This window comes from Sphingomonas bacterium (assembly GCF_903642285.1).
In the GTDB taxonomy this organism is placed as follows: domain Bacteria; phylum Pseudomonadota; class Alphaproteobacteria; order Sphingomonadales; family Sphingomonadaceae; genus Sphingomonas.
Genome location: NZ_CAHJWJ010000003.1, coordinates 113,211 through 134,167, shown reverse-complemented (window position 1 = coordinate 134,167; position 20,957 = coordinate 113,211). Strand labels below are relative to the sequence as shown.

18 protein-coding genes are annotated in these 20,957 nt (G+C 64.7%); 13 read left to right on the top strand and 5 right to left on the bottom strand.

Going from position 1 to position 20,957, the window contains the following annotated elements:
* Positions 1-7: 7 nt before the first annotated feature.
* Positions 8-136 (bottom strand): hypothetical protein, encoded by a 129-nt coding sequence (locus HUU99_RS15695; protein ID WP_302479965.1) that lies wholly within the window; start codon positions 134-136, stop codon positions 8-10.
* Between HUU99_RS15695 and HUU99_RS02740 the strand changes: the two genes are divergently transcribed.
* From HUU99_RS02740 to HUU99_RS02730, 3 genes are all read left to right on the top strand, one after another.
* Positions 120-2,612, top strand: a complete 2,493-nt coding sequence (locus HUU99_RS02740; RefSeq protein ID WP_174285035.1) for a TonB-dependent receptor — start codon at positions 120-122, stop codon at positions 2,610-2,612. The genes HUU99_RS15695 and HUU99_RS02740 overlap by 17 nt on opposite strands.
* A 480-nt stretch (positions 2,613-3,092) precedes the next feature.
* Positions 3,093-3,878 (top strand): hypothetical protein, encoded by a 786-nt coding sequence (locus HUU99_RS02735; RefSeq protein WP_174285034.1) that lies wholly within the window; start codon positions 3,093-3,095, stop codon positions 3,876-3,878.
* A 47-nt stretch (positions 3,879-3,925) separates the two neighbouring features.
* Positions 3,926-4,318: a DUF6152 family protein gene (locus HUU99_RS02730; RefSeq protein ID WP_174285033.1), complete on the top strand. Its 393-nt coding sequence runs from the start codon at positions 3,926-3,928 to the stop codon at positions 4,316-4,318.
* 229 nt (positions 4,319-4,547) lie between these two features.
* Here the strand turns inward: HUU99_RS02730 and HUU99_RS02725 are convergent, their stop codons facing one another.
* From HUU99_RS02725 to HUU99_RS02715, 3 genes are all read right to left on the bottom strand, one after another.
* Positions 4,548-5,480: an MBL fold metallo-hydrolase gene (locus HUU99_RS02725; protein WP_174285032.1), complete on the bottom strand. Its 933-nt coding sequence runs from the start codon at positions 5,478-5,480 to the stop codon at positions 4,548-4,550.
* 77 nt (positions 5,481-5,557) lie between these two features.
* Positions 5,558-6,901, bottom strand: coding sequence for a helix-turn-helix domain-containing protein (locus HUU99_RS02720; RefSeq protein WP_174285031.1), 1,344 nt, complete (start codon positions 6,899-6,901; stop codon positions 5,558-5,560).
* A 79-nt stretch (positions 6,902-6,980) separates the two neighbouring features.
* Positions 6,981-8,465, bottom strand: a complete 1,485-nt coding sequence (locus tag HUU99_RS02715; RefSeq protein WP_217430742.1) for an aldehyde dehydrogenase family protein — start codon at positions 8,463-8,465, stop codon at positions 6,981-6,983.
* Between the two features lie 120 nt (positions 8,466-8,585).
* On the opposite strand from HUU99_RS02715, the gene HUU99_RS02710 reads away from it, so the two are divergent.
* From HUU99_RS02710 to HUU99_RS02675, 8 genes are all read left to right on the top strand, one after another.
* Complete coding sequence (locus HUU99_RS02710) at positions 8,586-9,698, top strand: iron-containing alcohol dehydrogenase (RefSeq protein ID WP_174285030.1); 1,113 nt, start codon at positions 8,586-8,588, stop codon at positions 9,696-9,698.
* Positions 9,698-10,624 (top strand): MarR family winged helix-turn-helix transcriptional regulator, encoded by a 927-nt coding sequence (locus tag HUU99_RS02705; protein WP_174285029.1) that lies wholly within the window; start codon positions 9,698-9,700, stop codon positions 10,622-10,624. The genes HUU99_RS02710 and HUU99_RS02705 overlap by 1 nt, the downstream gene beginning before the upstream one ends.
* Positions 10,625-10,753: 129 nt before the next feature.
* Entirely contained in the window at positions 10,754-11,803 is a 1,050-nt protein-coding gene (locus HUU99_RS02700) for an amidohydrolase family protein (protein WP_217430741.1), read from the top strand.
* A gap of 240 nt (positions 11,804-12,043) precedes the next feature.
* The gene (locus tag HUU99_RS02695) at positions 12,044-14,077 is read left to right on the top strand and encodes a TonB-dependent receptor (protein WP_254602879.1); all 2,034 of its coding nucleotides are present in this window, start codon (positions 12,044-12,046) and stop codon (positions 14,075-14,077) included.
* 11 nt (positions 14,078-14,088) lie between these two features.
* On the top strand, positions 14,089-14,865 hold the full coding sequence (locus HUU99_RS02690; RefSeq protein WP_174285028.1) for a c-type cytochrome: 777 nt from the start codon (positions 14,089-14,091) through the stop codon (positions 14,863-14,865).
* The gene (locus HUU99_RS02685; RefSeq protein WP_174285027.1) at positions 14,862-15,761 is read left to right on the top strand and encodes a peptidyl-prolyl cis-trans isomerase; all 900 of its coding nucleotides are present in this window, start codon (positions 14,862-14,864) and stop codon (positions 15,759-15,761) included. Before HUU99_RS02690 ends, HUU99_RS02685 begins: the two co-directional genes overlap by 4 nt.
* Complete coding sequence (locus HUU99_RS02680; RefSeq protein WP_174285026.1) at positions 15,758-16,966, top strand: HupE/UreJ family protein; 1,209 nt, start codon at positions 15,758-15,760, stop codon at positions 16,964-16,966. Before HUU99_RS02685 ends, HUU99_RS02680 begins: the two co-directional genes overlap by 4 nt.
* 1 nt (position 16,967) lies before the next feature.
* Positions 16,968-17,585, top strand: a complete 618-nt coding sequence (locus HUU99_RS02675; RefSeq protein ID WP_174285025.1) for a nuclear transport factor 2 family protein — start codon at positions 16,968-16,970, stop codon at positions 17,583-17,585.
* A 29-nt stretch (positions 17,586-17,614) separates the two neighbouring features.
* Here HUU99_RS02675 and HUU99_RS02670 read toward each other — a convergent pair whose 3' ends face one another.
* Entirely contained in the window at positions 17,615-18,508 is an 894-nt protein-coding gene (locus tag HUU99_RS02670) for a LysR substrate-binding domain-containing protein (RefSeq protein WP_174285024.1), read from the bottom strand.
* 150 nt (positions 18,509-18,658) lie between these two features.
* On the opposite strand from HUU99_RS02670, the gene HUU99_RS02665 reads away from it, so the two are divergent.
* Together HUU99_RS02665 and HUU99_RS02660 are read left to right on the top strand one after the other, a co-directional pair.
* Positions 18,659-19,513 carry a fumarylacetoacetate hydrolase family protein gene (locus HUU99_RS02665; RefSeq protein ID WP_174285023.1) on the top strand — a complete coding sequence of 285 codons (855 nt, stop codon included), beginning with the start codon at positions 18,659-18,661 and terminating at the stop codon, positions 19,511-19,513.
* A gap of 342 nt (positions 19,514-19,855) precedes the next feature.
* Positions 19,856-20,827 (top strand): VOC family protein, encoded by a 972-nt coding sequence (locus HUU99_RS02660; RefSeq protein ID WP_174285022.1) that lies wholly within the window; start codon positions 19,856-19,858, stop codon positions 20,825-20,827.
* Positions 20,828-20,957: the final 130 nt, after the last annotated feature.

The window sequence follows — 20,957 nt, the reverse complement described above, 5'->3', positions numbered from 1 at the left end:
AGCGGAATCAATACCAGCGCGGCACGGGGTTCCAGCCCAGAAGCTTGGCTTTTGCGAGGACCACGAACGAGATCGACAGCCCGACGTTCGATGCGTCGAGAATATATTGGGGGAGGAAAATGCGTAAGTTTCTCATGACGACGGCCGCGGCAGTTTGCTTGCTGCCAGGAACGGCCTGGTCGCAGGTGCAGCCCCCGCAGCAGCCGGCGACCCCGGGCAATGCGACCCAACCCCCCGCCGGCGATAGCACCAAGAGTTCGTCGGACGTCAGCGCCGATGCGCAGAAGCTGGACTCGACCGGGCTAAGCGACATCATCGTGACGGCACAGCGCCAGTCCGAAAGCTCGCAGCGTGCGGCGATCGCGATCAACGTGGTCGGTGGCGCCGATCTGGTGAACAACGGGATCACGCAGCCGGACCGGCTGAACAGTCTGGTTCCCGCCCTGACGATCGCCAATGTCGGTCCCAACGCCACGTCGTTCATTCGCGGCGTCGGTAACTTCTCGGTCCAGGTCACCAGCGATCCGGCGGTCGCCTTCAACTATGACGGCGTCTATATCGGCCGCTTCACCGCCACCTCCACGACCTTTTTCGACACGGATCGAATTGAGGTATTGAAGGGTCCGCAGGGTACTTTATATGGTCGCAACGCGACGGCCGGCGCGATCAACATCTTGCCGACGCAGCCGAAAATCGGCGAGTTGTCCGGGTACGGTGCAGTACAGTACGGCAATTACAATGCGCTATCCGTCGAGGGTGCGGTCAATATTCCGATTGGTGAAAACGGTGCGGTGCGCGTTTCGGGGATCGTGAACGACCGGGATGGCTATAATAGCGACGGCAGTTCGGACGATAAGAGTGAGGGACTGCGTATACAGGTCAAGTCCAATCTCACGCCGAACCTGACCGCGCGTGTTGCGTTCGATTACGAGCATCTGGGCGGTATCGGCGCTGGCCTGACTTTCCTCGATACCTATGCCTGTTCGGCAGCGACCGTCAGCTTGCCGGGAGAATCCCCCCATTGCGTCGTCAAGCCTACCGGTCTTTCGCGTGCAGACGGTAATACTTCGGCTGCATCCCAGGCGTTCTGGACATCGCTGGCCAGCGGCGTGACGGGTCGCACGCGTGACCCATTCCCACTGGGTTCGCAGAATAGCAGCTTCTATGGATCGAACGCCGATATCGAGTGGGATACGGGTCACGGTACGCTGACGATCATCCCGGCGGTGCGGTTCGATCACGTGCAGAACGTCACGCCCAGTGGTGGCTTCCCGATCGCCGATGATCAGAAGGACATCCAGTACAGCGTAGAGACCCGGTTCGCCGGTAAGATCAGTCTGCTCGATTATCAGCTCGGCTTCTTTTACTATAACGAAGATGCGAGCCTGCGGCAGGGATCGATCACCAGCAACACCAGCGGCAGCTTCGCGTTGCCGGAGGTCGTCGATACGCAATCCTACGCGCCGTTCGCGCGACTGACGGCACATCTTGGGCCGAAGTTCCGGCTAGTCGGCGGGATCCGGTACACGCACGACAACAGGCAGTTCAACTCGCACAACGTCACGATAGCTGAGACGTGCGCCGCAGGCGCGACGTGTCCGACGGCGGTGCTGGAGACGGTCGTGCCGTACATCACGCTGCTGCCCTTCGCGATCCCAGGGCAGAGCCCGACGCAGTTGGCTCCGTCGACCATCGCCGGACCGACGCCGAACACCATCATTTCGCGCACCGACTATTTTTTCAATAGTTCGTTGAGCGTCGGCAAAGTGACGTGGCGTGGCGCAGCTGAATATGACTTGACCAACACGTCGTTGGTGTATGCGAGCACGGAAACCGGCTTCCGCTCCGGCGGTTTCAACACGGCCGTGGTCCTCGACGCGAACGCACCGGTGTCGCAGGTGTATCAGCCGGAGTATCTGACGGCTTACACGATCGGGTCGAAGAACCGGTTCTTCAACAATCGCGTTCAGCTCAATCTTGAAGCATTCTTGTGGAAGTACCGCAACGAGCAGGTGTCTCATGGAACAGTTGATGAAATCAACCGGCCCGGTAGCTATACGCAGAACGTCGGTCGTTCCACGATCAAGGGTATCGAGGCCGAAGGTCGTGTGCTTATCACGCCCACCACGCAGATCAGTACCGACGTTCAATATCTCCATGCGCGCAATGACAGTTTCGCGTTCAATGTTGTAGGCTATCCACTTACGAATTGCACAGTGGCTTCCGCGGGATTTGCGGGTCGCCTGCCCTTGTTCAACGTAAACTGTTCCGGACTGCCGTCCTATAACTCCCCGACATGGTCGGTGAACCTATCGGGGCAGCAGACGGTGCCGCTGGGCGACTACAAGCTCGTGCTCACCGCCGACACGCAATACAAGACCAGCCGCTTTACCTATTTCGACTTTGCGACGGAGCAGCTTCAGCCCGCGAGTTGGACGACCAACGCCCAGTTGTCGTTCGGGCCGGCGAGTGGACAATGGTCGATCGCAGGCTTTGTGCGTAATATCGAGAATACGCGGTTGTTGACGGCACCGATCGCGTTCCAGGGCTTATTGTCGGCCTATACCAGTCCTCCGCGGACGTTTGGCGGCCGGGTTTCGGTCAAGTTCTGATGATGGTATGAAGCGAGCGGCCACGAAGACCTTGCATGACACGCGGACGGGTTGGTTCGCCGCACTTGGCCGAGTGGTTTTCGTGGTTGCTATGGAGGCTAGGTTACGACGTTTCTGGAGTTGTGATTGCCACGCAAATCTCTCGGCTTCGCTTGCACGGTGATGCCGGGGGTATGCTCCATGTCGCGAATCCGAATGGTGTGAAACGTCTGTCGAGCCCGAATACAAAAGCATCGGGAGCTTTACTGCGGCTGATGAGGTCCAGCGCGGCGCGGCGCGCTCGGGTCATCGGTCATGCGGCGCACGACGCGCTTTCGAGGTCGTAGATGCCGGTTGCGCCGGCCGGATCGAGATTGCGACCCCTCCCGGCTGGATTTGAGTGGAAAACGGGTGGAAAACGGCGCAGCCGCGGTTCAATGTCGAGATCATAGCACCAAGGCTTGACGGCCGAACATCAGGTCGGGTCGGTACGAGGATAGGATGACGATGCGCGTTGAAGCGAAAAGTAGCTGGCCTTTGAAACTCGCGCTGTCGGCCGCGCTCGTTTTCCCTGGCGTCGCAAGTGTGGCACAGACCCCCGCCCCGTCGGCCCGCGAGCCGCTGAGCTGGTATGGCGACCCGAAAGCACCCAATCTCAGCGGCGTGTGGGTCCGAGTCGATACGCCCGTCGCTGCCAATACCAGCAAGGAGGGTTGGGGGCCATGGCCGCCGCCGCTCAAGGATAAATACGCCGATATCTGGCGAAAGCGCGTCGCGGATGCGGCGGCGGGTACGCGCACGGACGATCCGATCCAGACTTGCCTGCCCCCGGGGATGCCGCGCTATATGACGGGCACGACGAACGCGTTACTGATCATCCAAACGCCCGGTCGCGTAATGATGTATAGGGACGGTTCGCCGGTGCGTCGCATCTGGCTTGATGGACATCCGTTTCCTAACGCAAAAGATCTGGAAAGCTTTTCGAACGGTAATGCGCGAGGACATTACGAAGGCCAGGATCTCGTGACGGAAATTATCGGCATCAAGGATCAGCCGATCGACTCGACCGGGGTTCCGCACAGCGACGATCTGAAAATAAGCGAACGGCTGCACCGCATCGATGCGACCACCTTGCGCGTAACGGTGACGCTGACCGATCCGACGGCGTATACGAGGCCATTGGTCTCCACCGTGACTTACCGGGCTTCCGAAAATCCGCTATGGGAGCCAAGGGAATTTATCTGCACGCCCAAGACCGATTATCATCCGGAAACGTATGTTCATTGATCCCGATCGGCTCTTCGTGCGATGAAAATCTGTGGAGGAATTTTACGATGAAGAAAGTATTCACGCTCGCCGCTCTTGCGTTTGCGGCGGTGCCCCCCGCATCGGTGTCGGCGCATCATTCCTACGCGATGTTCGACCATAACAAGGAAGTCGAACTCAAGGGCACGGTCAAGGAGTGGCAGTGGACCAGCCCGCACACCTGGCTCTATCTTCTCGTCGCCAACGGCAAGGGCGAGCCGCTGAAATACAGCGTCGAGGGTGGCAATCCCGGTCTGCTGCGCCGTCAGGGCTTCTCCAAGGGCTCGATGGCGCCGGGCGATAAGGTTACCGTCTACATGGCTCCGCTCAAGAGCGGTCAGAACGGCGGCGCCATCAACGCCGTGATGCTGGCCAACGGCAAGCTGCTCGGCGAGCGCAACAAGATCCTGGGCGCGCCCTGATCGCGTGAGCGTGGTGATCGCCCCCAGAGCCCACCGCTGCCATTCCTGATCGGTGGAGACGGACAGCGCACTGGCGAATGCCGGGTGCCTGTCCGTCGGTTCGGTGGAATTCGCTGTCGTCAGGCGGCGTCCATCGAGATTGATCTTGCCTGTCGCGCGCTTCGTCAGCGGACGCGCGACAGGTTCCTCCAGAATCAATCCGACCAAAGCCGCTTGAAGTGGCAACGCCTCAATGATGGATGAGGTTGACCCAGGGCGGCACCGATGGCGGATCACCTTTTTCGATCTCGTCGTAGACCGTGTGGTTGAAATCGGCGAACATCGGGTTCGCACCCGGTTCCGGAAGCGCGGTCTCGACATCCGCCAAGCTCTTGCCCGCGACGACCATCGCCTGAATTTGCGTGCGGCGTTGCTCGACCTCGCGTAATTGCGCCTCGACCTGCGCGCGCGACATGACCCCGCCATGACCTGATACGAAGATGTCAGCATCGAGCGCGAGGATCGCCTTTACGCACTGTATCCATCCCGCTGACGAGCCGCCGATATGGACCACCGGATAGGGATCGGTCTGCTGAAGCAGAATGTCGCCGCCAAAGACGATTTTCTGCGCCGGCAGATAGACGACGACGTCGCCATTGGTGTGCGCGGGCGCGGTGTGGATCAGTTGCACCCGGACACCGTCGAGCGTGGTCGACTCTCCCGATGAAATCATATGGGTCGGAAGATATTTGGTCGCGAGCAGACGGAACAGCGGCTTGTACAGCGGCGGCGCGTTCGGGTCCGCGTCGGCGACCAGAACGGTCGCGCGGACATTTTCGTGCGCGATGATTTCTAACCCGACGGGAAAGGCGGGGAGGCCGCCGATATGATCGGGGTCGCCATGGGTCAGCACGATCATGTTGACCGGCTTCGGGGTGACCTTCGCTATTTCGGACAAGAGCAGTCGCGCATCGCCCGGCGTCGTCTGCGCGTCGATCACGATCACGCCCTTGTCGCCGACGATGAAGTTGCTGTTCGAGCGACCGCCCGAGATCCAGTAGGCACCACCTCGAAGCGGGTGCGTGGTGAGCACGGTCGGCGGGGGTGCCTGCTGAGCATCGGTCGGCGCGGCGACCAGCGCCGCGAGCGAGGCTCCTAGCACAAGGACGGTTCTGAGGTTCATAAGATAAGCTCTCCTCTCGTTATGCGAAGGACCTGCAACGCTTGGGCACCGGCTGTCAAATGGGTGTCGACGGCGTGTCAGAGATTAGGGGCAGTAGGCGACGACTCATCGAGTTCGTCCGGGAACGGCTGCGTCTGGCGACCGGACCAGTCCGCCTCGCGCGGGCGGGGAGACGTGATCAGCAACCGCGCGCGCAACCCGACATTGCGCAGACTCTCGACGGCAAGCAGCGCCTCGAAGGCGGGTGCCCCATGAAGCGGGTCGGTGATCCTCTTAAGCGAGTCCGGCCGGGTCACGAACTCGGCGGCCTGCATCAGCGCGGCATCCCGAGTGCCCGCGATCACCACCACATGGTTCCCGGTCGGCCCCGCAAAGCTGCTGATGAGCGCGTAATCCTCACTCGGCTGCGCCTGATTGGACTTCAGATGTGTTCCGGCCAGATAATGCCGCCCCGCCTTGAGGTCCACGATCTCGTCATAGGTGCCGCCGATCGTGAACCGCGATGCGCCGAACACCGGATCGCGGAGGCTCCCGAGCCCGCTCAGATAGCCAAGGTAGACGAGGTCGTCGTTCTTCACCATGTCGGGCGTGAGTTGTGACGCGGGCACGACGGTCGGCTTGCGCAACGCATGGTCGTTGCGGCGCACGATCGGGGTCACGACCCGCAAGGCGCTCGCGACCCCCACGGGCAGGTAGCTCAGCCCCAGATCGACGCTGGTCTTGCCCCGATCGGGCCGGGTGGCTGCCAGATGCTGCAGGTCGGAAGCGGAGTTGACGTCGAACTCGCGCACGAGGCGGGAGACGTCCCCTACCCCATCCGTCTCGCCGAAAACGTAATAATCGCCGACGACGATGACGAGCGGGCGACCGTCGGCGACGGTCGCTGCCCAGAGCGGATTGGCGCGGTCGGCGATCAGCGGCGCATCGATCGGATCGGGGCGGCTTGCCGCCGTCCAGGTCACGACGATCGCCAGTATGACCAACGCCGCGACGCCAAGCAGTTCGATCCAGCGGCGAGTGCGGGCAACCGGCGGAGCCGCGGACGGCGACGCATCGACCGAGGCATGCGGGGCTGGCTCCAATGTCAGGCGATAGCCACCCTTGGGGATCGCCAGCCGCATCGGCTGCATCGAACCCGGTCCGGTATAGAAGTCTTCAAGCTTGCGGCGGAGACGGTGGACATAGACGCGTACCGAAGCGTCCTGATCCGCGCCGTCGCCGTGGCGGGCGAACACCCGATTGGCGATCTCCACCTCCTTGGGGGAGCGTCCTTCCAGCGAACATTTCAGCAGGAAATCGAATAATCGGTCCAGCGAAGGCGAGCGGCCGAGCGCCTGTTGGTCACGCAGCAACGCCGCTTGCCCGATCAGGACCGTGTTCCAGTCCTCGCCGCTCGCAACCGCTTCCTCCACCACGTTCATCCCGTGCGGATGCCGATATCCGGCGCGAGGTAAGACGGGGGTGAACCCGCCCGTCCGACCTCGCTGCGACGATAGGACGTCAGAACGGATACATGCCCGGACGCTGCGACATGGTGGTCAGGCGCAACTCGGTGAAATCCTCGACCGCGTAATGACCCGACCGGCCCCAGCCGCTGTCCTTGACGCCGCCCACCGGCAATTGCGCCTCGCTGGCCATGGTCGGCGCATTGATATGGACGATGCCCGTGTCGAAACGCTGCGCCATGTCGAACCCACGCGCGTGATTGCTGGTCATGATCGCCGCGCTGAGCCCGTAAGGCGTGTCCTGGGCGGCGCGGAGCGCCTGCTCGGGATCGTCGAAGGGTTCGATGACCAGCAGGGGACCGAACGTCTCGTCCGCGCCCGTCGTGCACATCGCGTCGGACGGCACGTTGGTCAGGATGGTGGGTTCGTAGATCATACCGTCGGCCTTGCCGCCGGTGACCACCGTCGCGCCCCGGTCGACCGCGTCCTTCACCCGCTCCTCGACCTGACGCACCGCGCGATCGTTGATCAGCGGGCCGACGATAACGCTGGGATCGCGAACGTCGCCGATCTTCAGTCCGCGGACCTTGGCGGCGAGCTTGTCGACGAACTCGTCATGGATCGCATGGTCAACATAGACCTTGCGGGTGTTCATGCATACCTGACCCTGATGCAGGAACGCGCCGAAGGTGACCGCGTCGACGGTATGCGCGATATCGGCGTCGTCGAGCACGATCATCGGGTTGAAGCCGCCAAGCTCCAGCACCATCCGCTTGAGCGCCCGGCCAGCGCGCTCGCCGAGGATGCGCGCGGTCTTGTCCGATCCGGTGAAGTTGATGCAGCGGACCGCCTTGCTCTCGAAGAACACGTCCGCCACCGCCGCCGCCTCGCCGGGCGCATGGGTGACGACGTTGAACGTGCCCGCGGGAAAGCCCGCTTCCTCCAGGATCTCGGCGTGGATCAGCCCGGCGGAAATCGGGCCTTCTTCGGACGGCTTGATCACCGTGGTGTTGCCGAACGCCATCGGCAGCAGGAACGCGCGCCACGCCAGGTAGAATGCGCCGTTCCAGGGCGTGAAGCCCGCGACGACGCCCAACGGCTTGCGGGTCACCAGCGCGATGCGACCCGGCACGTCGCTGCGCATCACGTCGCCATAGGGCATATAGCCGTAATTCGCCGCCTGCCGCAGCATCGCCGCCGAAAGCCGGATCTGGAACGCGGAGAACACTTTGCTGGAGCCGATCTCGGCCGCCATGATCTGACAGATCTCGTCCAGCCGCCGCTCGCAGATGTCGGCTGCCTTGAAGAACAGCCGCTGGCGCTCGGCGGGGGGCATCGCCGCCCAGGCCGGGAACGCCGCCGCCGCGGCCGCCACCGCCGCTTCCGACTCGGCGCGGCCACCCGCTGCGATCTCCGCCACGACTTCGCCGTTCAGCGGGTTGCGGTCCTCGAACGTGCGGCCGCCCGGTTCCGTCCAGCGACCGTTGATGAAATGAGTGGTCTGTCGGGTGCCGGATGTCATGCTGGTCATCAGGTTCATCGCAGTCTCTCCTGTTGTTCGGCCGAACGGGGATGCGCGCGGCAAACTGGACATTGTTCTGCTCCCTTACTATGCGTGCGGACGCGCACTGGCAAGCCGCGATGCGGCAAGGAGAATTGGATGGGCCCTGCTCTTGTGCTCCCGCGGCTCGTATTCGGGGCGGGCGGTCTTGCTGTTTTGGGAACCGAACTGGCGCTGCTCGGCGTGCGCCGCCCGCTGCTGATCAGTGATCGCGGATTGGAAGGGGCAGGGCTGGTCGCGGCGGTCGAGCGGGCTGTGCCCGACTTTGCCGCGATGTATCTTGATGTGCCTGAGAATCCGACCGCCGCGGGTGCCGACGGCGCGTTCGCCGCCTATCGCGCGGCAGGGTGCGATGGGGTGGTGGCGCTTGGCGGCGGCTCGGTGCTCGATACCGCCAAGATCGTCGCCGCGCTGGCGGGTGGCACCGTCGAAGGCGGGGCACGCGACCTGATCGGCAAGCCCGAGCTGATCGGCGCCGTCGTGCCGTTGGTCGCGATCCCGACCACCATCGGTACGGGCAGCGAGTGTTCGCCGGTCGCCGCGCTTCACCTGGTGGCGGGCGGTCCAGGCTTCGGCACCCGGCATCCGCTGCTGGTACCCAGGGTCGCACTTTGCGACCCGGACCTGACGCGCACCTTGCCCAAGCGGTTGATCGCGGCGACGGCGATCGACGCGCTTTCCCACTGCGTGGAGGGCTTTTTCGCCAATCCCGCCAATCCGTTGATCGATGCGCTGGCCCTCGACGGCGCGGCGCGCGTGTTCGCGGACGTGCACAAGGCGCTCGAGCCCGACGGCGACGCGGCGCGCGCGTCTCTGATGGCGGCGGCCTTCTCGGGCGGGGCGGCGATCCACAAGGGCCTTGGGCCTGCGCATGCCGTCGCGTTGGTCTGCGGCGATCAGGACGTGCATCATGGCACACTGATCGGCGTCGCGCTGCCCCGGACGACTCACATGCTCGCCGAGTATGTGCCGGACAAGGCCGCGCGGCTCGCCCGCGCGATCGGCCTTGGTTCGGGCGAAGATCTTGCCGATGCGTTGCGCGCGCTGGTCAAGTCGCTCGGGCTCCCTGCGACGCTCGCGGCGAGTGGGTACCGGACGGGCGACAGGGCGAAGCTGGTCGACGACATGGTCAGGAGCCACTTCAATCGTACCAGCCCCTATGTGCCGACCAACGAGGATTATCAGGCGATCCTGACCGACGTCGCCGCTTGATGATCGAAGCGGCCCAGGTCGAAAAGCCATCGGCGTCGGTCGAAAGCAACGCGGACTGGCGAACGCGCAATGTCGGCCGTCTTCTGTTTGCGGCGACGAACATGTTCGTGCGTCACAAGTCGCGGTCGATGCGCGGTGGCGGTGTCGCATACGCGTCGGATGCGATGATGGCGCTGGTCCTCAATCTCGACGTCGAAGGGACGCGGCTGACCACGCTCGCCGCGCGCGCGGGACAGACGAAGCAGAGCATGATCGAGCTGGTCGACAAGGCCGAAGCCTTGCGGATCGTGGAGCGCAGCGCCGATCCGCGCGATCTTCGCGCCAAGATCGTACGCTTCACGCCTGACGGCGTCCGCGTGCTGGAAGCGCTCGAAAATGGCATTCGACAGGCGGAGGCTCACTTCGCCGATGTGGTCGGAGCGGCGTTTCTCGAAGACATGACGCACCAGCTGAGCCGCTATATCGGTTTGCCCCCGGAGACGCCTTCCGAGACGGTCGCGGCGCGCTGGCGCGAACGCAATGCCGGACGGATCCTGGCGCTCGCGGCGCGGCGTTTCGCCCGCGACCTGCTGCGCTTCGTGCACGAGCGGGGGCACCGGGAAGTCACCCAGGTGCTGCTCGTGCTGTTTCGCAACCTCGATCTCGACGGCACCCGTCTGACGACGCTTGCCGCGCGGGGGCGGATGACGAAACAGTCCATGCGCGAGTTGGTGGATCGCGCCGAAGCGCTCGGCCTCGTGGAGCGACGACCCGACCCCGTCGATCGGCGGGCGAAGACGGTCGCGTTCATGCCCGCCGGGCTTATCATGCTGGACGAGATGCGCTGCGGCGTGGCGCTTGCCGAGGCGCGGTTCGAGAGCATCGTCGGGCAGCCCTTCGCGCACGTACTCAGGAAACGGTTGAACTGCTATCTTTCGGGCGAATGATGCGGGGCCATGGGGCAGCGCAAGCAGCGGACGCAAGGCGCGCGCGACGCTTGCCCCGCCGACGCGTTGGCCATAACCGTCGTCCGAGCAGGTGCGCCCGCCTCTTCCCCAGCCAAAAGGAATACCGCCATGGACAGCCCGACGTCGGTCATGCGCAAGATCGACATCCACAATCATGTAATGCCAGCCGGTTATCTCGAGTTGGTGCGCACCCGGTACAAGGATCCCGGCATGGTCAAGCGGCTGACCAGCATCCGCCTGCTCTGGGACATGCCGGCGCGGGTCGAGATGCTGAACAAATGGCCCGAACTTCAGCAGGTGATCTCGCCTGCCAGCCCGCCGCCCGAGGCGCTTGGCGGCCCCGACGAATCCCCCCACGCGGCGCGCGTTTGCAACGACGGCTTGCTCGAAATCTGCCAGAAATGGCCGGACAAGTTCCCCCATTTCGTCGCGGCGCTGCCGATGAACAACGTGCCCGCGGCGCTGGAAGAGATGGACCGCGCGATCGACGAACTCGGCGCGCGCGGCGTGATGGTGATGACCAACGTCAATGGGCGTCCGCTGGACGACCCGGAGTACCTGCCGGTGTTCGAACGGGCGACGCACCATCACGGCGTGCCGGTCTGGATGCATCCGATGCGTCCCGCAGGCTTCACCGACTATGCCAGCGAGCCAAAATCGCGCTATGAGATCTGGCAAGTGATGGGTTGGCCGTACGAGACCACCGCGGCGATGGCGCGGATGGTGTTTTCCGGCCTGTTCGACCGTGTCCCCGGGCTTCGCATCCTCACCCATCACTGCGGCGGGATGCTGCCCTATTTCGCGGGCCGGGCGGAAACGCTGTGGGCGCAGCTCGGCGCGCGCACGAGCGACGAGGATTACAGCCAGATATTGAGCGGGCTGGAGCGGCCGTTCATGGACTATTTCCGTTCCTTCTATGGCGACACCGTGCTGGGCGGCTCCGCATCGGCGCTGCGCTGCGGGCTCGACTTTTTCGGGGACGACCGAGTGGTGTTCGCGAGCGACTGCCCGTTCGATCCCGAGGGCGGCGAGATGTATATCCGCGAAGGGATACGCTCGATCGAGAGCCTTGGCCTCGACAAGGCGACACGCGAGAAGCTCTACCTCACCAACGCGCAGCAATTACTGACCTCATCCGTCAAAAGCGGGGACCTGTAACGCTGCTGTAACCCCGGCGAAACCGTCCCGAACCTTACGGCGACCCGCGTCAGCCTCCAACATCAGTCCACCGCCGCGAGCCATCGCGAGCGGAAGGTTGGGACAGGGTGCCTCGTGGGTCGTTTGCTTTGGTCCGCTGTCGCCCTGCTCGCCTGTCCGGGCCATGTTCTGGCTCAGAAGGGTCCGGTTCCCGCAAGCCCCGCCGCCGCAGACACCGCTCAGCAAGGCAGCGATATCGTGGTGACCGCGTCGCGGGCCGATCTGCTCGGGCGCGCGACGACGGCGAGCCAGGGGACGATCACCCGGAAGGAGGTGCAGCTCCGCCCCGTGTTCCGCTCGGGCGAACTGTTCGAAAGCATCCCGGGCCTGATCGTCACCGTCCATTCGGGTGAGGGCAAGGCCAACCAGTACCTAATCCGCGGCTATAATCTCGACCATGGCACCGATTTCGCCAATTTCGTCGACGACATGCCGGTCAATCGCCCGACCAACACGCACGGGCAGGGCTATTCCGACATCGGCTTCCTCATCCCGCAGATCGTCGGCGCGATCGACTACACCAAGGGCCCTTTTTACGCGGCGATCGGCGACTTCGGCGCGGTCGCGAGCGCACACACCCGGCTCGCGGACGAGATACCGACGCAACTGACCGTAACGGTGGGAACGAACGATTATCAGGAGGTTGCCGGCGGCGGCACCTACCATTTCTCGGGCGGGCAGCGGCTGGCAGCGGCGGCGGACCTGACCCGCTATAACGGTCCCTGGCAGCCGGGGCTGGATTTCAAGAAGGTCAATGCCGCGCTCCGCTACAGCCAGGGCGACGCGACGGACGGCTTCAGTCTGACCGGGTTGTTCTACAAAAGCGGGGGTGGGCTCACCACGGATCAGCCGCTGCGCGCGATCGATGCCGGGCTGATCGGCCGCTTCGGCACGCTCGACCCGACCGACCACAGCAAGTCGCTGCGCTACAGCCTGTCCACGCATCTCGACAAGCCGGTCGGCCCCGGCCAACTCGCGGTGAGCCTCTACGGCATCCACAGCACCATGGAGCTGGTCAACGACTTCACCCATTACCTCGACGATCCGGTGAACGGCGACCAGGAAGCACAGGACGAGGGGCGGACGACGCTGGGCGGCGCGGCATCCTATACGGTCGCTGACGATCTGGGCGCAATCCACAGCGAAACCGTTTTCGGCCTGCAGGCGCGCTACGATGATGTCTTCGTCAGCCGCCGTCACACGCTGAACCGGACCATGATCCTGCCCTATTGTACGCTGGAACAGCCGGACGGATCCGTCACGCGCTATGCTGCGGTGGACAGTTACTGCAACGCCGACCGGGTCCATCTGCTCGATCTGGGGCCGTACATCCAGAACACGCTGCACTGGACGCCGTGGCTGCGCACCGTCGTCGGCCTGCGCGAGGAATATTACCACGCCACCGACCAAAGCGAGGTGACGGGCACCGGCGGGCGCGGCCAGCAATGGCTGTTCCAGCCCAAGGGCAGCCTGATCCTCGGGCCGTGGGCGAAGACCGAGTTCTACGTCAGCGCGGGGCGCGGGTTCCACTCGGACGATGTCCGCGGCGTGTTCGGCACGGTGCCGGCGCAAGGCGTCCCGATCGCGGGCGGTCCGACGCCTCTGCTCGCCGCCACCACCGGCTATGAGGTCGGCGTGCGTTCGGACATCATCGCAAGGCTGCAACTCCAGCTCGCGCTGTTCCAGCAGGACTTCACGTCGGAGCTGGCGTATAATGCGGACGTCGGCCAGGACGAGGCAAGCGCGCCGAGCCGCCGGCAGGGCATCGAGATATCCGGCCAGTACCATCCGTTCCGCTGGCTGGAACTGAATGCGGATCTCGCCTTTTCCAAGCCGCGCTACCGGAGCTATGCATTGGCAGCGTTCGGCCTGGACCAACCATATATCGCCGACGCGCCGAACTTCATCTATTCGACCGGCATCCTCGTGGACGGTCTTGGCCGCTGGTCGGGCAGCCTGATCTGGCGCCGGCTGGGGACGCATCACCTAGCGGATGGCGAGGCTTACCCGACCGATAACGGTTTCAGCGAGTGGAACCTGAACGCCGGCTACACCTTGTCGCACGGCCTGAGGCTGGGACTGGGCGTCTTCAACCTGTTCAACAGCCGCGATGATGCAGCCGATTATTATTACACCACGCGTTTGCCCGGCGAGCCTGCCGCGGGCGTGACCGACTTCCAGGTCCACCCGCTTGAGCCGCGATCGGCGCGCCTCAGCGTGACGGTCAATCTATGATGGCGGGCGAGATGACGAAAGGAATGATAACGGGTGGCTCGCGGCTGCTATGGTGGATGGGGCTGGTGCTCGCGGCGGCGATCATGGCCGCCCTGTTCCTGCACCACCGCTCGGTGGACAATCGCATGCTGCTGATGCGCGTCGATCCCGAAGCGATTCTCGACAGCGACCCGGCGCGTGCCGTCGCGCTGGCGGACGGTGCGCGGGTCTATGCCGCGCATTGCGCCTCCTGTCACGGCGTGGACGCGAAGGGCAGCCGGGAGCGCGCGGTGCCGGACATGACGGATGACGACTTCCTCTACGGCTCGGGCAAGGCGAGCGAGATCGAGCAGATCGTGCTTCACGGCATCCGCGCCGGCGACACGCGCGGATGGGATTTGGCGGCCATGCCCAATTACGCCAGGGCGGTGCCCTATGCGCGCGAGAAGCTGCCACCGTTGACGCCCGCCGGGCTGCGCGACGTCGTCGCGTTCCTGCGTGCGGCGAACGGCAACGGCGGTTACGAGCGCGCCGCGATCGAGCGGGGGCGCTTGTTGTTCATGCGCGATGCGGGCTGTTACGACTGCCATAGCAGCGACGCGCAAGGTGACCCCTCGATCGGCGCGCCGAACCTCGTCGACGGCAAATGGCTGAAGGGCAACGGCAGCGAGGCGGACATCGCTTATACCCTCGAACATGGGCTCGCCGGTGTCAGCCCCGCGTTCGCCCGGGCCCTGTCGCCCTACGACGCGCGCGCGGTGGCCGTGTACGTCGCTTCTCTCCACCCGCAGACGCGAGCGGCCCCATGAACGAACCCTCGGTCATCGACTCCCGGGCGCGTCGGTTCGCCGCCCCGTCGGAGCGGCGCTCGCTGATCCTGTGCGGCGTCGGGGCGGTCGCGGGGCTGCTGGTCGCGGGTGCCGGGCTGTTCACCGCGCAGGGCACGCGCATCGCCGGGGTGCCACCCGAGGACGTGGCGATCGTCAACCAGGTGCCCATCCTGATGAGCGACTACACCCAGCAGTTGAACGCGCTCTACGGACATGGACTCGCCCAGGCGACGCCGGCGGAAAAGCGCAAGACCCTCGATACGATGGTGCGCGAGGAACTATACGTCCAGCGCGGCATCGAGCTCGGTCTGCAGAACGACGTGGTGGAGGTGCGCACAGCACTGGTCGGCGCGGTCGAGGGGCAACAGGCGGTCGACGCGGACGCCACCCAGCCCACCGAAGCCGACCTGCATGACTTCTATCGCGCCCGTGCGGCCACTTACGCCGATGAAGGCGTCATGACGGTCGTGGATTATCGCGCGCCGGGGATTGATGCGGCGCGCGCCGCCGTGGCGGCGATCCGTGGCAGCCGGCCGGTCGGCGCGGCGGTGACGGCCTATGGCCTGAAGGACACGGGGCGGACGAGCGACGGCGAGGAGTTCTACTTCGCCGCGCGCCTGCACCTGGGCCCGCGATTGTTCGCGGTGGCGCGCGGGCTGGCGAACGGGCAGGTGTCCGACCCGGTCGTGGTGCCGGACGGCGTCCACCTCCTGGCGATGACCCGCAACGTCCCGCCGATCCTGCAACCCTATGATCGCGTGCGCGAGACGGTGTTGGCGGATTATCGCGCGGACAAGGTCGCGCGAATCCAGGCGGGCGCGGATCAATTCCTGCGCAAGCGCGCCGACATCCAGATCGCGCCGGGATTCCAATGACACGCGGCCCGATCCTCTGGTGGCGGCTCGCGCTGGCGATGCTGGTTCTGCTCGGGAGCGGGCCCGCGCTCGCGCATACGCGCAGCGAGACCCACTCGACCTGGACGATCGACGGTCGGATCATCCGCGTCGGAGTGACGATCCCGGACCTGGAAGCGGCGCGTCTCGACGGCGGCCGACGACCCACTGACGGACAGGTGCTTGCCTATCTCGCGCCGCGGGTCGGCGCGAGCGCGGGCGACCGGGCATGTCCTGCCGCGGTGAAGCCTCGGATGGTACTGGCCGCTACGGGATACCGTCGCACCGAGATGGTGTTCGACTGTCCGGGCGCAGCGCCGATCAGCTTGCGCTTCGACGCGTTCTTCGACCTTGTCGCCACTCACCTGGATCTCGCGCAAATACAGTTCGCGAGCGGCGACTTCGTGGAGCAATTGTTCACCGACGATAGCCGCACGCTCGACCTGAAGAAGAGCCAGGGCGGCGAACTGGGCGATGCGGGGTTCTTCCGGTTCGTCGGCATGGGGGTGATGCACATTTTCACCGGCGTCGACCATATGTCGTTCCTGCTCGGGCTCGTGCTGATCTCGCGGCGGCTTCGGGACTTGGTGTTCGTGGTCACCGGCTTCACGATCGGGCACAGCATGACGCTCGGGCTGGCGGTCACCGGGCTGATCCGGCCGCATGCGGAATATATCGACGCGCTGGTCGCGCTCACCATCGCGCTGATCGGGGTGGAGAACATCGTCGTCTCGTTGCGGCGGCCGACCAAGCTCGCCTTCGCGACGGGCCTGATCCTGCTGGCGATGGCCGGGCTGCGGCTGTTGGGCTATGGTACGCTGCCGCCGCTGCTGCTGCTTGGCGCGGCGTTGTTCACGACCTGCTACCTGTTCGTATCGGGCCACCTCCAGAACACGGGGCGGCTGCGGATGGTGGTGACGACCGTGTTCGGGCTGATCCACGGCTTCGGATTCGCCGCCGACCTGCTCGAAAGCCGCTTGCCGCCGGAGAAGCTGGCCGAGATCCTGGTCGGCTTCAACCTGGGCGTCGAGATGGCGCAGTTGACGGTGGTGCTGGCGGCGACCGGCGTCGTGGTCATGGTCCGCCGCGCGCACTTGGCGACCCCGCGCGCGATAACGGTCGACGTACTGGGCTCGTGGCTGGTAGCATTGGGAACGTATTGGTTCATCGGACGGAGTTTCGCCTGACATGGAAGATCGCACCGCGCTCCGCGACATGGTGGAAAACTGGGCGGTGTGGCGCGACAGCGGTCAGTGGGACAAGTTGCTGACGCTGTGGCACGAAGATTCGGTGATGTCGGCGACCTGGCAGCAATCGAGCGGTGCCGACTTCGTCGCCGGCTCCCGTGCGGCCTGGACGCGCGGTGTCGACGTTCAACATTTCCTCGGCGGGACGAACATCGAGCTCGCGGGCGATCGGGCGGTGATCCAGACCAAGATGACGATCGGTCAGCGTTCGGTCGTCCACGACGTCCTGGTCGACGTCACCTGTGAGGGACGTTTCTACGACTGCTGCGAGCGGCGTGCGGGGCGATGGGGGATCGTCTGGCGGCAACCGATCTATGAACGCGATCGGATGGACCCGGTCGCGCCCGATGCCACGCTCACCCTCGACCAGGCGTTGCTTGATCGTTTTCCGGTCGGCTATCGTCACCTGGGTTATCTTCAGACGCAGGCGGGAATGACCGTCAAGCGTGACATGCCGGGGCGTACCGGACCCGAGATCGAACGATTATACGCCCGCGGCGCGGCTTGGCTCGCCGGCAGGCCAGGGCATCCGGCCGATCCGGCGTATCTGGACGATTGACGAGGCCTTGTCGATGCAGGCCCCTGCCGTCACTCATTGCGGCCCGCACGCTGGAACAGATCGTGCAGATGCTGCGCAACCGGCGTCAACGGCAGCCGCGCGCGACTGACGGTACAGATCGTCGGTGCCGGCAGCACCTCATCGAGCGGGATGTGCGTAAGCAGCGTCTTGATCGGCTCCAACCCCAGCCATTGCCGGGGCAGCATAGCAAGCAGGTCGGTCGAGGCCGCCACCGTTATCATCGACAGCGCGCTCTGCGTTTGCACGACGATCGTCGGCGCAGGTAACCCGCGACGCTCGAACAGCGGGTTGAGTTCGGCAGCGCTGATCATCGTGACGGACGTCGCGACCCATCGCGCGTCCACCAGTTCGCCGAGCGTCGTCGCGTCCGCGAGAGGATGGCCGCAGCGACCGAGGACCACACGGTAGTTGTCGAACAGCTTTTCGACCAGGAACTCGCCACCCAGACGCTCTTCGGCCAGCGGACCGACGTAAAAATCGAGCGCGCCCAGCCGCAATTCCGGCTCCAGCGCCGGGAACAGGCCTTCGCTGATCTTGAGCCGCGCGTCGGGATACCGACGGAGAAAGGGGGGCAACACCCGGGGGAGCAGGGCGACATGCGCGGCGGTCGACAAGCCGATCGCGACTTGCCCGCCGCCCTCGCCTCGAAGTTGGCGCAGTTCGTCGCGCGCTCGTGCGAGTTCCATCTGCACTGCGACGCCGCGGCGCGCGAACGCCTCCCCCGCCGGGGTCAGCGTCATACCGGTGGGCCCACGCTCGAACAGCATCGTGCCGAGATCGGCCTCGAGGTCACGGATGCTGCGACTAAGTGCGGGCTGCGCAACGCCAAGATGTCGCGCGGCACGGCGCAACCCGCCAAGCTCCGCTACAGCCACGAGGTCGCGGATATGCGATAATTTCATACTGTTCCGTAAATGGCATCGCCGCGCTAAGTTTGCTATCGTTTTCTCAGACGGTATGCGCCATTAGTCGAGATGGATAAAACCGGGCCACGCGAGCGCAGGATACGCGTGACGAAAAGGCGGTTGAGCGAAGAACGGAGATTAGCGCGGATGCGACTCGTACGATTCGACATGGGAAACGGAGCGCGGATCGGCGCGATGAAGGGTGACGACGTTGTGGACCTCGTCGCGGCCGGCAGTCGCTGGTCGACGATCCGCGAGATCGCGGGCGCAGGACCCGAGGCGCTCGCCGCATTGCGGGCGTTGGTCGAGGGGGCCGAGCGGACCCTGAAGCTCTCCGACCTTACCCTGCTGGCACCGATCGAGCGGCCGGGCAAGTATCTGGCGATCGGCATGAACTACGCCAAGCATCTGGAAGAAGCGGACAAGCTCGGCGTCAAGCGCTCCGCGCACCAGACCTGGTTCAACAAGCAGACGACCTGCATCTCGGGGCCCTATGACGTGATCGAGCCGGGCGTGACCGAGAAGCTCGACTATGAGGTTGAACTGGCCGCGGTGATCGGCGCGCCCGCGAAAGGCGTGAGCGAGGCCGACGCCAGGGATCATGTGTTCGGCTACACCGTCGCCAACGACGTGTCGGCACGTGACTGGCAGTTTCATACGCCGACCTTCACCATGGGCAAGTCGTTCGACACGCATGGGCCGATCGGGCCGTGGATCGTGACGGCGGATGAGATCGCGGACCCCCATGCGCTCGACCTGCGCTGCTACGTCAATGGCGAACTGCGTCAGCAGAACAATACCGGGCAGATGGTTCATAGTCTCTGGAAACAGATTGCCTATCTGTCGCAAGCGTTCACGCTGGAGACCGGCGACCTGATCGCGACCGGTACGCCCGAAGGTGTCGGCGTCGGCATGGAGCCGCCACGATTTTTGCAAGCTGGCGACGTCGTTCGCTGCGAAGTGGACGGCATCGGCGCGATCGAGAACCGGGTAGCGGGCTGAACGGTGCGCGTTCGCGCCATTCCGCTCCCGGCCGGTGCGGCCGTGCGGCGGGCGGTGTGCGAGTATCCGACGGGCACCCGCGCCAATCCGACAGGTCGCGGCATCCCGTCTCGCGTCGGCAGTCAACCCCGGCCCGCGCCGCTAGCGCTTAGCCGCCCGGTCGCTACGATGTACGGGTCGACGCTACGCAGCGCCTTCCTCCGGCCCCGCGCGACCAGGAACACATCCGGAGCGGCACGCCCGGATGCGAAGGTCGCGGCGAACTCCTTGATGTAGCGATGCTGTCCATGACGCTTGAATCGGCGGTATCCGTACTAAATATCTAGGCAGAGGAGAAAGATCATGGCCGTATTGGGTGCGCTGTCGCTGACACTGGAAGTGCCGGACGTCGAATCGGGCGTGAAATTCTATACGGATGCGGGGCTCGTCGCCGAGATCGACGGTAATATGGCGCGCCTGCGCTGCGAAGGCCAGGATCGCGCCTCGATCGTGCTGCTGGGGGGGTATTCCAGGAAGCGTCTCCACCACATCTCGCTGCGGGCCGAGGAACTGGACGCCATCGCCGCCGCAGTGCCGGCGCATGGCGGCAAGGTGGTTGCCGCGCCGGAGGGGTTCGAGGACAATGGCCTGTGGATCGAAGACCCCCACGGCATGCTGATCCGCTTATCGGAGCGACCGGCCGATCCCGAACTGGCTGCGGCCGAAACGCCGTTTGAGGTGAATGGGCCAGGCCGGGTGGTGCGCAAGCGCCGGTCGGCCGTGCTGCCGCAAAGCGCGTACCCGCCCGCCAATCCGCTCCGGCTCGGTCATATCTTGGTGTTCAGCCCCGACGTGCCCGCAAGCGTCGCGTTCATGACCGGCGCGCTCGGTATGGGCCTTGCCGATCACGCGCAGGACATCATCGCATTTACCTGCGCGCGAAAGAATTCGGACCATCATGTCGTCGCTTTTGCGAAGTCGCCCGGCGTCGGATTCCATCACGCCAGCTTTCAGGTCGGCGATCCGGACGAGGTCGGTCGCGGCGGCCGCGCGCTGCTCGCCAAGAGCAGGCGCGGCGACTGGGGCTTCGGTCGCCACACGATCGGCTCCAACTTCTTCCACTATATTCAGGATCCCTGGGGATCGTGGTTCGAATATTTCTCGGATATGGACTATATCGACGACCATTCACTGTGGACGCCGACCAATTACGAGATGGAAGACAGCCTCGCCAGCTGGGGCCCCGATGTCCCGAAAGACTTCGTTCATAATTACGAGGTGGACGTGCAAGGCTTTCAACCGGCGGTCGGGCAGGACACAATGGCGCTGGCGTGACCATATTCGATCATGGCGCTGGCTTGCTCAAGGCAGTCTGACCGCCGCGCCGAGTGATGCCCGCGCGGCAACGGGCGCGTCGTTTTGCCATCCTCCCGGCTCGTGCGCACCGATCTATTGTCCGATCGAA

What these genes read in the sequence shown, in the direction of transcription:
- HUU99_RS02740 (WP_174285035.1), top strand. Translation starts at nt 120, where the DNA reads ATGCGTAAGTTTCTCATGACGACGGCCGCGGCAGTTTGCTTGCTGCCA.
- HUU99_RS15695 (WP_302479965.1), bottom strand. Translation starts at nt 136, where the DNA reads ATGAGAAACTTACGCATTTTCCTCCCCCAATATATTCTCGACGCATCG.
- HUU99_RS02735 (WP_174285034.1), top strand. Translation starts at nt 3,093, where the DNA reads ATGACGATGCGCGTTGAAGCGAAAAGTAGCTGGCCTTTGAAACTCGCG.
- HUU99_RS02730 (WP_174285033.1), top strand. Translation starts at nt 3,926, where the DNA reads ATGAAGAAAGTATTCACGCTCGCCGCTCTTGCGTTTGCGGCGGTGCCC.
- HUU99_RS02725 (WP_174285032.1), bottom strand. Translation starts at nt 5,480, where the DNA reads ATGAACCTCAGAACCGTCCTTGTGCTAGGAGCCTCGCTCGCGGCGCTG.
- HUU99_RS02720 (WP_174285031.1), bottom strand. Translation starts at nt 6,901, where the DNA reads ATGAACGTGGTGGAGGAAGCGGTTGCGAGCGGCGAGGACTGGAACACG.
- HUU99_RS02715 (WP_217430742.1), bottom strand. Translation starts at nt 8,465, where the DNA reads ATGAACCTGATGACCAGCATGACATCCGGCACCCGACAGACCACTCAT.
- HUU99_RS02710 (WP_174285030.1), top strand. Translation starts at nt 8,586, where the DNA reads ATGGGCCCTGCTCTTGTGCTCCCGCGGCTCGTATTCGGGGCGGGCGGT.
- HUU99_RS02705 (WP_174285029.1), top strand. Translation starts at nt 9,698, where the DNA reads ATGATCGAAGCGGCCCAGGTCGAAAAGCCATCGGCGTCGGTCGAAAGC.
- HUU99_RS02700 (WP_217430741.1), top strand. Translation starts at nt 10,754, where the DNA reads ATGGACAGCCCGACGTCGGTCATGCGCAAGATCGACATCCACAATCAT.
- HUU99_RS02690 (WP_174285028.1), top strand. Translation starts at nt 14,089, where the DNA reads ATGACGAAAGGAATGATAACGGGTGGCTCGCGGCTGCTATGGTGGATG.
- HUU99_RS02685 (WP_174285027.1), top strand. Translation starts at nt 14,862, where the DNA reads ATGAACGAACCCTCGGTCATCGACTCCCGGGCGCGTCGGTTCGCCGCC.
- HUU99_RS02680 (WP_174285026.1), top strand. Translation starts at nt 15,758, where the DNA reads ATGACACGCGGCCCGATCCTCTGGTGGCGGCTCGCGCTGGCGATGCTG.
- HUU99_RS02675 (WP_174285025.1), top strand. Translation starts at nt 16,968, where the DNA reads ATGGAAGATCGCACCGCGCTCCGCGACATGGTGGAAAACTGGGCGGTG.
- HUU99_RS02670 (WP_174285024.1), bottom strand. Translation starts at nt 18,508, where the DNA reads ATGAAATTATCGCATATCCGCGACCTCGTGGCTGTAGCGGAGCTTGGC.
- HUU99_RS02665 (WP_174285023.1), top strand. Translation starts at nt 18,659, where the DNA reads ATGCGACTCGTACGATTCGACATGGGAAACGGAGCGCGGATCGGCGCG.
- HUU99_RS02660 (WP_174285022.1), top strand. Translation starts at nt 19,856, where the DNA reads ATGGCCGTATTGGGTGCGCTGTCGCTGACACTGGAAGTGCCGGACGTC.